We start from the raw sequence: 10,303 nt of genomic DNA on the forward strand, positions 1-10,303 counted from the left end.
CGTCTCAGCGCAGCGTCAGCGACAGGTGGTCGGCAACCGGGCCCAGCACCAGCGCCGGCATGAACTGCAATACGGTCAGGATGACGATCAGCGCGATCAGGGTCAGCGCGAAGGTCGGGGTTTCAATCTGCAGCGTGCCGGCCGATTCCGGCGCACGCCGCTTGGCCGCCAGCTGGGCGCAGACGATCAGCGGAATCACCAGCACCGGGTAACGACCCAGCAGCAGCACCAGGGTGCAGCTCAGGTTCCACCACGGGGTGGCATCGCCCAGCCCTTCAAATCCCGAGCCGTTGTTGGCGAATGCCGATACGTATTCGTAGAACACCTGGCTGACCCCATGGAATGCGGGATTGGAGGTGCCGGTGATCGAGGGAATGGCCAGGGTGATCGCGGTGAACGCCAGGATGGTGATCGGCTGCAGCAGCACCAGCAGCGCCAGCAGCTTCACCTGCGGGGTTTCCAGTTTGCGGCCCAGCAGCTCGGGGGTACGCCCGGTCATCAGACCCGCCAGGAACACGCCCAGCAGCAGGTACACGATGAATTGCTGCAGGCCGCAGCCGATGCCGCCCCAGATCGCGTTGATCAGCATGTTCACCATCGGCACCGCACCGGCCAGCGGGCTCAGCGAATCATGCATGCCGTTGACCGAACCGTTGGAAACCTGGGTCGTGATCGCTGCCCATAGTCCGGTGCCGTCCGCACCGAAGCGCACTTCCTTGCCTTCCATCAGCAGCGGGCTCGCGGCCGCGGCCGAATGGCCCTCCAGCCACACCGTGGCGGCGATCGACACGCTGGACATCGCCAGCATGCAGCCGAACACCAGCGCGGCCAGCCGCTTGCGCCCGGTGAAGGCGCCCAGCATGAACACCACCGCGACGGGAATCAGCAGGATGCCGATCAGCTCCAGCGCGTTGGACAGCGGGGTCGGGTTTTCCAGCGGCATGCTGCTGTTGGGGCCGTACCAGCCGCCGCCATTGGCACCCAGCTGCTTGGCCGCCACCATCGCCGCTACCGGGCCCAGCGGCAGCTTCTGCGCATCCATGCCCGCAGCCGCATCGATCGGCGTGGCGGTCGGGCCACCGGCCAGCGTCGACGGCACGCCCTGGCTGGTCAGCAGCACCGCCCACAGCAGGCACAGCGGCAGCATGAAGCGCACGCAGGAACGCACCACGTCGGCATAGTAGTTGCCCACGTCGATGCGGCGGTCGGCCGGCAGCGCGGGTTCGGCGGCATCGCCTTCCGGCACCGTGCCGAACAGCGCACGCAGCGTGGCCACCACCAGTGCCAGCCCCATCATCGGGGTGACTACCTGCAGGCCGGTGATCGCGGTCATCTGCGCGAAGTAGGACAGCTGCGCCTGGCCGGAATAGTGCTGCTGGTTGGTGTTGGTCAGGAACGAGACCATGGTGTGCAGCGCCGTATCCCAGCGCATGTTGGGAATCTGGTCGGGGTTGAACGGCAGCCAGGCCTGGGTCATGAAGACCGCCTGCACCAACACGGCGATCACCACGTTGCTCAGCACGAACGCGCCCACGTAGCCGCGCCAGGACATGCCGCGCGCCGGGTTTACGCCCAGCACGCGGTACAGCGGCTTTTCAATCCAGCCGAACAGCGCGTCGCCGCGCATCGGCCCGCCGCGCATCACCCGGGCCAGGTACAGCCCAAGCGGAAAGGCCAGCACGATGCTGGCCAGCAGAATCAACAGAATCTCGGTCATGGTCGGCTCCGGTCAGAATTTTTCGGGCGCGAGCACGACATACAGCAGGTAGGCGGCGGCAACGAGCACCAGCACGCCGCTCACGAAGGACAGCCAGGCAGGCATGGGGGCATTCTCAGAAGTAGGGAAGGAAGGTCGCCATCGTGTTCCCCATCGGCGTAAACGCTCCACGCCCGCTCAGCGCCCAACCCGTAAAAAGTGCATAAAAAAGGGTGCACCGACGGACGTCGGTACACCCCTGGTGGCGCGGCCGTTGGCCGGCCCTCGTGAACCCTTACCCGCGCGGGTCGGTGGAAACACCCTTCAACAACCGGTACCGCTGCAGGGTCTCCTCGATCTCCACGTCCAGTGCCTTGCGCTGTTGCAGGTAGGAGGCCTGCATGCGCCTCTGCGACACCAGCTCGGCATGCCGCTGGCGGATGTCCTCGGCCTGCTTGGGCAGCACCGGCAGGCCGGCCAGCTCGCGGTCGCCAGCGGCTCCCAGCAGCGTTACCAGCGTGCCGCGCAGGCTGGCCACGTTGTAGTTGGCCGTCTGCACGTTGTTGTCCAGAATTCCGGTGCGCTCCACGAACACCCGGCGCAGGTCGGCTTCGTCCTGGTAGGTGGACAGCATCGCCTGCTCGGTGCGCTGACGGGTATCTTCGGCGGCCTGGTCGAGCTGGTGCTGCGCGGCGGCAACGGCGGCATCGGCGCGCTCCTGCTCGGTCAGGGTGCGGTCCACCCCGCCCTTGCGCAGGCCGCTGTTGACGCTGAACTCCTCACGGGCGCTGTTCACCGCGTCCTGCGGCAGGGCATCGCTGCAGATCCGCTCCTTGCCTTCGTTCCAGCAGAACAGCTTCTTCGGTTTTGCCGGCGTGCTGCTGTGCTTGCTCTGGGCCTGGGCCGTGAGCAAGGGCGCGGCCAGCAACAGGCCGATGATGGTGAACGTGGCAATCCTGGACATGGGAGCCCCCTGCTCTCAACGCGTAGGACGGCTGCCGTAACGGGAACGATAGTCCTCCAGCGGCTGCCGGTACCCGACAAGTTCCGGATTTCCGGAAGCAAAATCAAGCAGGTCGGCCAGCGTGGCCACCGCCACCACCGGAATGCCGGCCTCTTCGGCCACGGCCTGGGCGGCCGAACGGCGGTCGTTTTCCGAGGCGATTTCCTGGCGGTCCAGCGCCACTACGATGCCCGCCGGGGTGCCGCCGGCCTGCTTGATGATGCCCAGCGCCTCGCGGATGGCGGTACCGGCGGTAATCACATCGTCCACGATCAGCACGCGCTTGCCGTTCATGTCCGCGCCGATCAGGTTGCCGCCTTCACCATGGGTCTTGGCTTCCTTGCGGTTGAAGCTCAGCGGCAGGTCGCGGCCGCGCTGGGCGAACTCGCAGGCGGTGGCGGTAGCCAGCGGAATGCCCTTGTAGGCCGGGCCGAACACCACGTCGAACTTCAGCCCGGCGGCTTCCACGGCATCGGCGTAGCAGGCGGCCAGCTGGACCATGCTGGCGCCGGAATCGAAGCGGCCGGCATTGAAGAAATAAGGGCTCAGGCGGCCCGACTTGAGGGTGAACTGGCCAAAACGCAGGGCATCGGCGGTCAGGGCCAACTGCAGGAAACGGTGACGGTGGTCGCTCATCTAACGCTCTATACAATTCTCTTGGAGCGCAGATCCTAAAGCATGACCGGCAATTCAGGCTCGCGACCGGCCGCCGCAGCACCCTGCAATGGCCGGATCCGGCCAGCCGATGGGCCGGGCAACCCGGTATGCTTTGCCCGTTACGTACCAGACCCGGGTCAGCATGCGCATCATCAGTTTCAACGCCAATGGCATCCGTTCCGCCGCCACCAAGGGTTTCCTCGAGTGGTTCCGTGCCCAGGATGCCGACGTGCTCTGCATCCAGGAAACCAAGGCCCAGGAAGACCAGCTGACCGATCCCATGTTCCGCCCGGATGGCCACCACTGCTTCTACCGTGACGCGATCACCAAGAAGGGCTACAGCGGGGTGGCCATCTACAGCAAGCGTGAGCCCGACCAGGTCATCACCTCCCTGGGCTGGGCCCCCTTCGACGACGAAGGCCGCTACATCGAGGCCCGCTATGGCAACCTGAGCGTGGTCTCCTTCTATATTCCTTCGGGCAGCTCGGGCGACCTGCGCCAGGGCTTCAAGTATGAAGTGATGGAGTGGCTGCGCCCCATCCTGGCCCAGTGGCTGGCCAGCGGCCGCGATTACGTGCTGTGCGGGGACTGGAACATCGTCCGCTCCGCGCTGGACATCAAGAACTGGAAATCCAACCAGAAGAACTCCGGCTGCCTGCCACCCGAGCGCGATTGGCTCAACGGCCAGTGCGTGGACGCCGGCCAGGCAATGGACGTGGCCGGCGGCCAGGGCTGGACCGACGCCTACCGTCTGCTGCACCCCACCGGCGAGGATTACACCTGGTGGAGCAACCGCGGTGCGGCGCGTGCCAATAACGTCGGCTGGCGCATCGATTACCAGTTCGTCAGCCCCGGCCTGCGCGAACGCCTGCGCGGCTGCTCCATCTACCGCGATGAGCGCTTCTCCGACCATGCCCCGTTCACGGTGGACTACGCCCCATGAGTGAAGCGGTCGCCAAGCCCCGTCGCCCGTGGCAGCGGGTGCTGGCCAACCTGCGCGAGCGCAAGGTCCTGGCCATGCTGCTGCTGGGCTTCAGCTCCGGCCTGCCGATCTACCTGGTGGGCAACACGCTCGGCTTCTGGATGCGCAAGGAAGGCATCGAGCTGGACACCATCGGCTTCCTGTCGTGGGTGGGCCTGGCCTATTCGATGAAGTTCCTGTGGGCGCCCATCGTGGACAAGGTCGACGCCCCGCTGCTGGGTCGCTTCGGCCGCCGTCGCGGCTGGATGCTGCTGTCCCAGGCCGTGGTGGCGGCCGCCCTGGTCGGCATGGCCGTGGTCCATCCCAAGGGTGGCCAGATCCTGATCCTGGGCATCGCGTGGGAACACATGCTGGTGTTCGGGATCATGGCCACCGTGGTCGCCTTCGCCTCGGCCACCCAGGACATCGTCATCGATGCCTGGCGCATTGAAAGCGCCGATAACAGCGAGCAGCTGGGCCTGCTCACCTCCACTGCAGCGCTGGGCTATCGCACCGCGCTGCTGGTGACCGATGCGCTGATTCTGCTGATCGCCGCCCGCGTGGGCTGGGAGATGTCCTACGAAATCATGGCGGGCCTGATGGGCCTGGGCGTGGTCGCCGTGGTCATGGCGCGCGAACCGGCGCGCGCGCAGATCGCCGTGCAGACCCAGGCCGCCCCGCTGTGGACCCCGCGCGGACTGTTCGATGCACTGGTGGGGCCGTTCATCGCCTTCGTGCGCGAGCACCGCAGCGGCGCCATCCTGATCCTGCTGGCCATCAGCGTGTACCGCATGGCCGATTTCATCATGGGTCCGATGGCCAACCCCTTCTACGTGGACCTGGGCCTGACCGAAGAAACAGTGGGTGCCGTGCGCAGCTCGGTGGGCCTGGTCGCCACCTTCGGGGGCATTGCCGCCGCCGGCCTGGTCTCTGTGCGCTGGGGCGTGCTGGCCACGTTGCTGGTCGGTGCCGTGCTCGGCCCCGCATCCAACCTGGCATTTGCCTGGCTGGCCTACGTCGGGCCGGACCCGACCAGCTTCGCCATCGCCATGGCGATCGACAACATTTCGGGCGGGTTTGCCGGCACCGCGCTGATCGCTTACATGTCCAGCCTGACCAGCATCGGCTACACCGCCACCCAGTACGCCCTGCTCAGCTCGTTCTATGCCATGCCCGGCAAGGCACTGAAGGGTCTCTCCGGCTGGGCGGTGCAGTCGTTGGCCCAGGGCCGCACCCTGCTGGAGGGCTACGCGCTGTTCTTCGTCGGCACCGCGCTGATCGCCATCCCGGTGGTGATCCTGTGCGCCCTGTTGATCGTGCAGCAGCGCCGGCACCTGCGCGCGGCCACCTGACCGGGTGCTTGCCCGCACCCCCCGGCTGGGCCATCATCAAACCCGTTGTGCCGTGGGGGCGGTGCGTTGCCAACGGGGGAAGACACATGGCTGATCTGGTGCTGCGCGATATCGATCCGCTGTTGAACGAGCGGATCCGCCGGGTTGCCGTCGCGCGCGGCTGGACCCGTGAACACACCTGCCTGGTTCTGCTTGAGCAGGGCCTGTTCGCCAGCGAACTGGAAGTCCGAAGCGGATTCCACGACCCGGAAGTCAACGCCCTGGCCGACGCCATCGCCGCCCTCCAGGCCCTCCCGGACGTCAAAGCCTTCTAGGGCTGGCGGGAAACAGTTCCGCCTGACCGCATCACGCCAGGTGAATCGCCCCAAGAATCCGCGGCCCCAGCGCCCCGGTCACACTCGGCAGATTCCCCGGCAACCCGTTCAACGTTTGCTGCGCCAGCCACGCAAACCCCATCGCCTCCAGGTAATCCGGGTCCAGCCCGTGCACCGCACTGGATTCGATCACCACCCCGGGCAAGCGCGCGCTGAGCCGCCGCAGCAACTGCGCATTGCGCACCCCGCCGCCACACACCAGCACCCGCTTCGCCCCTGGCAAATGGGCCAGCAGCGCATCTGCCACCGTCACCGCAGTCAACTCCAGCAGCGTGGCCTGCACATCGGCCGCCGCGCGCTGGCGGTCGCCCAGCGCGGCCTCGGCCCACTCCAGGTGGAACTGCTCGCGCCCGGTGCTCTTCGGCGGTGGCAGTGCGAACCACGGTTCGGCCCGCCAGCGTTCCAACAGCGCCTCATCCACCTGTCCGCTGGCCGCAAACGCGCCATCGGCATCGAACGGCCTGCCGGTGTGCCGCTCGCACCAGGCATCCATCAGCGCATTGGCCGGTCCGGTATCGAAGCCACGCGGCGTGCCCACGCGCGGAATCAGGGTCAGGTTGGCAATCCCGCCCAGGTTCAACACCGCCCGGTCCTCATCGGCCGTGCCCAGCATTGCCAGGTGGAAGGCCGGCATCAGCGGCGCCCCGTGCCCCCCGGCTGCCACATCGCGGCCGCGGAAGTCGGCCACCGTGGTGATGCCGGTCAGCTCGGCAATCCGGTTGGCATCACCCAGTTGGCAGGTGAAGGCCGGGTCGGCCAGCGGCCGGTGCCGCACGGTCTGCCCGTGCGAACCGATCGCCCGCACCTGCGCCGGGCTCACCCCGGCCTGTTCGAGCAATCGGTTGGCGGCGGCCGCGAAGGCAATGCCGATCTGCGCATCGATCCGGCCCAGCGTATCCAGTGAGCCCAGCTCGCCGCCTTCGCCCAGCGCCACCAGCTCGGCACGGAGGGCCGGATCCCAGCCATGGGTGAGTCCATCGACGAAACGGCAGCCGCCCTCGGCGGGAAACTGCACCAGCGCGGCATCAATGCCATCGGCGCTGGTGCCGGACATCAGGCCGAGGTAGAGCGGGGTATGCGGATCAGCTGAAGTCATGACCAGGCGGTTCAACAGGGTGCGTGCAGCTTCTCCGCAACCTGTTGCCGCCGTCAATGCGCGCGCGGGTGCGCGCGCTGCACTCAGCCGCGGCTGCCCTTGGCCGGCTTGGCCGCGCTGGCCGTGGTGGTAGCGGCCTTGGCGGCGTTCGGCGCCGGGCTGGCGTCGGCGTAGATCAGCTTCTCCATGCCCTGGATGCGGGCCAGCGCCGGGGCGGTCTGCGCGCGGAAGGCGACCAGCTCGCTGCCCTGCAGCGGCTCCGGCGGCGGCATCGTCACCGACAGCGGGTTGCGGTGCACACCGTTGACGCGGAATTCGTAGTGCAGGTGCGGGCCGGTGGCCAGGCCGGTCGAGCCCACGTAGCCGATCACCGTGCCCTGCGCCACGCGCTGGCCGGTCTTGATCTTGCCAAAGCGCGACATGTGCCCGTACAGGGTGGTGTGGCCACGGCCGTGGTCCAGGATCACCACGTTGCCGTAGCCGCGCTGCACGCCGGCGAACTGCACGCGGGCGTCGCCGGCGGCCATGATCGGGGTGCCGGTGCGCGCGGCGTAGTCCACGCCCTTGTGCATGCGCATCTTGCCCAGCACCGGGTGCTTGCGCGCCCCGAAGGTGGAGCTCAGGCGGGCGAACGGAATCGGCATGCGGATGAAGCTCTTCTTCAGCGGGCGCCCGCTCACGTCGAAGTACTCGGACTTGCCGTTACGGTCGAAGCGGAAGCCGCTGTAGGTCTTGCCGCCGGAGGTGAAGGTCGCCGCCAGGATCTTGCTGGTGTCCACCTTCTCGCCTTCGCGCCAGGTTTCATCCATCACCACGCTGAAGCGGTCGCCCGGCTGCAGGTCCTTGGAGAAGTCGATGTCGTACTTGAAGATCTCGTCGGTCATCGTCGCGATGGCCGACGGCGACAGCCCGGCCTTGCGCGCCGCCGCGTACAGAGAACTGGTGATCTCGCCGCTGGTCACCACCCGGCGGGTGGAGCTCTCACGCTTGCTGACCTTCTCGGTGATCTGCCCGCCCTTCAGCGACAGCTCCACCCGGTTGTCGGCATCGCGGTCGAAGCGGATCGTGCGCAGCTCCCCGCTCAGCGGCAGGTCGAAGGCGATCTCCGCGCCGGGGCGCAGCTTGGTCAGCGCCTCGCGCGCACCGGGGTGCTCCAGCACCTGGTGCATCACCGTGGGCGAAATGCCGGCCTCGTCGAACAGGTTGCTCAGGGTCTGGCCGCGCTGCACGCGCAGGACCTGCCAGCTGTCGCCCGGCACCTGCTGCAGGCGTTCCTGGGAGAGCGGCGGCAAGGGCAGGGCCAGCGTGGAGTGGCTGACCGAGTAGGGAGACTCGATGGTGTGCGAGAAGCCGGGGACAATGGTGGCCACCAGCGCGCCGATGGTGGCGAACAGGCTGGCGTGCATCCAGTGGCGGCGGGTCCAGCGCTCGTTGAAGGCAGCGGGAAGATGCTGTCGAAGCTTCCGATGCAGGGCGGTGTCGTGGAGAACGTGAAGGCGTTCCTTGAAGCGCTGCTTGCGCGCGCGGCCTTGATCGGTATTCAGCATCGTCGGTGTGTTCCTGGCTGGCCCGGGAGCGCGGGCCCAAACGTCGGTAACATAGACAGGTATAAATATCGCGTCAAACCCTTGTGCCTATTGGCTTTTGTGAAGCGCTTGCGGTTAACTTGTACTTAACGTCATTCATGTAAATAAGGCATCGCCGGGAGTTGCACGTGTCCTCGATTGAACAAGCCCTTGCCCAGATCGGCCGTGGCGCCGATGAAATCCTCAAGATCGAGGAGCTGCGCCAGCGGCTGGAATGCGGTCGTCCGCTGCGGGTCAAGGCCGGTTTCGACCCCACCGCCCCGGACCTGCACCTGGGCCATACCGTGCTGCTGAACAAGCTGCGCCAGTTCCAGGACCTCGGCCACCAGGTCATCTTCCTGATCGGCGACTTCACCGGCATGATCGGCGACCCCTCGGGCAAGAACGCTACCCGCAAGCCGCTCAGCAAGGACGACGTGCTGGCCAATGCGCGCACCTACGAAGAGCAGGTGTTCAAGGTACTGGACCGTGAAAAGACCGAAGTGCGCTTCAATTCGGAGTGGTTCGGCAAGATGGGCGCGGCCGACATGATCCGCCTGGCCGGCCAGCACACCGTGGCGCGCATGCTCGAGCGCGACGACTTCGCCAAGCGCTATGCGGCCCAGCAGTCCATCGCCCTGCACGAGTTCCTGTACCCGCTGGTGCAGGGCTACGACTCGGTGGCGCTGGAAGCGGACGTGGAACTGGGCGGTACCGACCAGAAGTTCAACCTGCTCATGGGCCGTGGCCTGCAGGAGCACTACGGGCAGAAGCCGCAGATCGTGCTGACCATGCCGCTGCTGGAAGGCCTGGACGGCGTGGCCAAGATGTCCAAGTCGCTCAACAACTACATCGGCATCAGCGAACCGGCGATCGACATGGTGACCAAGACCATGAAGATCGGTGATGACCTGATGTGGCGCTGGATCGAGCTGCTTTCCTTCGAGATCAGCCAGGCCGAAGCGGTCAGCCTGCGCGAGCAGGTCGCCGCCGGCAGCTTGAACCCCCGTGAGGTGAAGCTGCGCCTGGCGCGTGAGTTGACCACCCGCTTCCACGATGCCGACGCGGCCGAACTGGCCATTGCCGGCTGGAACGCGGCCGTGACCGGGCAGGGCGATGTGACCCTGTTGCCGCTGCAGGAAGTGGCCATTCCCGCAGAAGGCCTGCGTATTGGTGCGCTGCTCACTGCGGCAGGGCTCACCCCGAGCAACTCGGAGGCCTCGCGGAAGCTCAAGGAGCGTGCGGTGAAGGTGGACGGCGAAGTGGTGGACGATGCCCAGCAGCTGTTCGTGCCCGGGTTTGAAGGCCTGCTGCAGGTCGGCAAGCGCAACTTCGCACGCGTGCTGCTGGTCGCCGCCTAAGCGGCGCAAGGGTTTCGCGCCTTCGGGCGTGGACCCAGCATGAATGAATGCATAGAACCGTGAAAAAAGTTCATGCACCCCCTTCACAAACGAGGCGGTTGGGGACATACTTTCCCTCCCCCGACGCAGGGGCCACCGCAAGGCGGCAGCCGCGAAGGAACAGGACGTCAACTTCTTCGAAAGAAGGTGTTGACGGAAACGAAAAGCCTGACATAATAGGCGGCTCGCTTCGACGAAA

Annotated in this window: 10 protein-coding genes; 4 read left to right on the forward strand and 6 right to left on the reverse strand. The window is 66.6% G+C overall.

Features of this window, described 5'->3' with window-relative positions; genetic code table 11:
- Positions 1–4: 4 nt before the first annotated feature.
- The 4 genes from kdpA to pyrE all read right to left on the reverse strand — a co-directional run bounded on the left by kdpA (position 5) and on the right by pyrE (position 3,335).
- Positions 5–1,717, reverse strand: a complete 1,713-nt coding sequence (gene kdpA, locus ACTJI4_RS14480; RefSeq protein WP_440869746.1) for a potassium-transporting ATPase subunit KdpA — start codon at positions 1,715–1,717, stop codon at positions 5–7.
- A 12-nt stretch (positions 1,718–1,729) separates the two neighbouring features.
- Positions 1,730–1,822 (reverse strand): potassium-transporting ATPase subunit F, encoded by a 93-nt coding sequence (locus tag ACTJI4_RS14485; protein ID WP_068848713.1) that lies wholly within the window; start codon positions 1,820–1,822, stop codon positions 1,730–1,732.
- Between the two features lie 169 nt (positions 1,823–1,991).
- Entirely contained in the window at positions 1,992–2,660 is a 669-nt protein-coding gene (locus tag ACTJI4_RS14490) for a hypothetical protein (RefSeq protein WP_440869747.1), read from the reverse strand.
- A gap of 15 nt (positions 2,661–2,675) precedes the next feature.
- Positions 2,676–3,335, reverse strand: a complete 660-nt coding sequence (gene pyrE, locus ACTJI4_RS14495) for an orotate phosphoribosyltransferase (protein ID WP_440869748.1) — start codon at positions 3,333–3,335, stop codon at positions 2,676–2,678.
- Between the two features lie 163 nt (positions 3,336–3,498).
- On the opposite strand from pyrE, the gene ACTJI4_RS14500 reads away from it, so the two are divergent.
- The 3 genes from ACTJI4_RS14500 to ACTJI4_RS14510 all read left to right on the forward strand — a co-directional run bounded on the left by ACTJI4_RS14500 (position 3,499) and on the right by ACTJI4_RS14510 (position 5,983).
- Entirely contained in the window at positions 3,499–4,299 is an 801-nt protein-coding gene (locus tag ACTJI4_RS14500; protein ID WP_440869749.1) for an exodeoxyribonuclease III, read from the forward strand.
- The gene (locus tag ACTJI4_RS14505) at positions 4,296–5,669 is read left to right on the forward strand and encodes an AmpG family muropeptide MFS transporter (RefSeq protein WP_440869750.1); all 1,374 of its coding nucleotides are present in this window, start codon (positions 4,296–4,298) and stop codon (positions 5,667–5,669) included. Before ACTJI4_RS14500 ends, ACTJI4_RS14505 begins: the two co-directional genes overlap by 4 nt.
- Before the next feature lie 86 nt (positions 5,670–5,755).
- The gene (locus ACTJI4_RS14510) at positions 5,756–5,983 is read left to right on the forward strand and encodes a hypothetical protein (RefSeq protein ID WP_392924288.1); all 228 of its coding nucleotides are present in this window, start codon (positions 5,756–5,758) and stop codon (positions 5,981–5,983) included.
- 31 nt (positions 5,984–6,014) lie between these two features.
- On the opposite strand, the gene ACTJI4_RS14515 is transcribed toward ACTJI4_RS14510, so the two are convergent.
- Positions 6,015–7,139 (reverse strand): anhydro-N-acetylmuramic acid kinase, encoded by a 1,125-nt coding sequence (locus ACTJI4_RS14515; RefSeq protein WP_440869751.1) that lies wholly within the window; start codon positions 7,137–7,139, stop codon positions 6,015–6,017.
- A gap of 83 nt (positions 7,140–7,222) precedes the next feature.
- Positions 7,223–8,686, reverse strand: coding sequence for a M23 family metallopeptidase (locus tag ACTJI4_RS14520; RefSeq protein ID WP_392924282.1), 1,464 nt, complete (start codon positions 8,684–8,686; stop codon positions 7,223–7,225).
- A 167-nt stretch (positions 8,687–8,853) separates the two neighbouring features.
- Between ACTJI4_RS14520 and tyrS the strand changes: the two genes are divergently transcribed.
- Positions 8,854–10,065, forward strand: coding sequence for a tyrosine--tRNA ligase (gene tyrS / locus ACTJI4_RS14525; protein WP_392924279.1), 1,212 nt, complete (start codon positions 8,854–8,856; stop codon positions 10,063–10,065).
- The last annotated feature ends 238 nt before the right edge of the window (positions 10,066–10,303 follow it).

Source organism: Stenotrophomonas sp. 22385, assembly GCF_052045085.1.
Lineage (GTDB): Bacteria > Pseudomonadota > Gammaproteobacteria > Xanthomonadales > Xanthomonadaceae > Stenotrophomonas.

Coding starts and splice junctions, on each gene's coding strand:
- ACTJI4_RS14510 (WP_392924288.1), top strand. CDS start 5,756: ATGGCTGATCTGGTGCTGCGCGATATCGATCCGCTGTTGAACGAGCGG.
- ACTJI4_RS14520 (WP_392924282.1), bottom strand. CDS start 8,686: ATGCTGAATACCGATCAAGGCCGCGCGCGCAAGCAGCGCTTCAAGGAA.
- kdpA (WP_440869746.1), bottom strand. CDS start 1,717: ATGACCGAGATTCTGTTGATTCTGCTGGCCAGCATCGTGCTGGCCTTT.
- ACTJI4_RS14515 (WP_440869751.1), bottom strand. CDS start 7,139: ATGACTTCAGCTGATCCGCATACCCCGCTCTACCTCGGCCTGATGTCC.
- ACTJI4_RS14505 (WP_440869750.1), top strand. CDS start 4,296: ATGAGTGAAGCGGTCGCCAAGCCCCGTCGCCCGTGGCAGCGGGTGCTG.
- ACTJI4_RS14490 (WP_440869747.1), bottom strand. CDS start 2,660: ATGTCCAGGATTGCCACGTTCACCATCATCGGCCTGTTGCTGGCCGCG.
- ACTJI4_RS14485 (WP_068848713.1), bottom strand. CDS start 1,822: ATGCCTGCCTGGCTGTCCTTCGTGAGCGGCGTGCTGGTGCTCGTTGCC.
- ACTJI4_RS14500 (WP_440869749.1), top strand. CDS start 3,499: ATGCGCATCATCAGTTTCAACGCCAATGGCATCCGTTCCGCCGCCACC.
- pyrE (WP_440869748.1), bottom strand. CDS start 3,335: ATGAGCGACCACCGTCACCGTTTCCTGCAGTTGGCCCTGACCGCCGAT.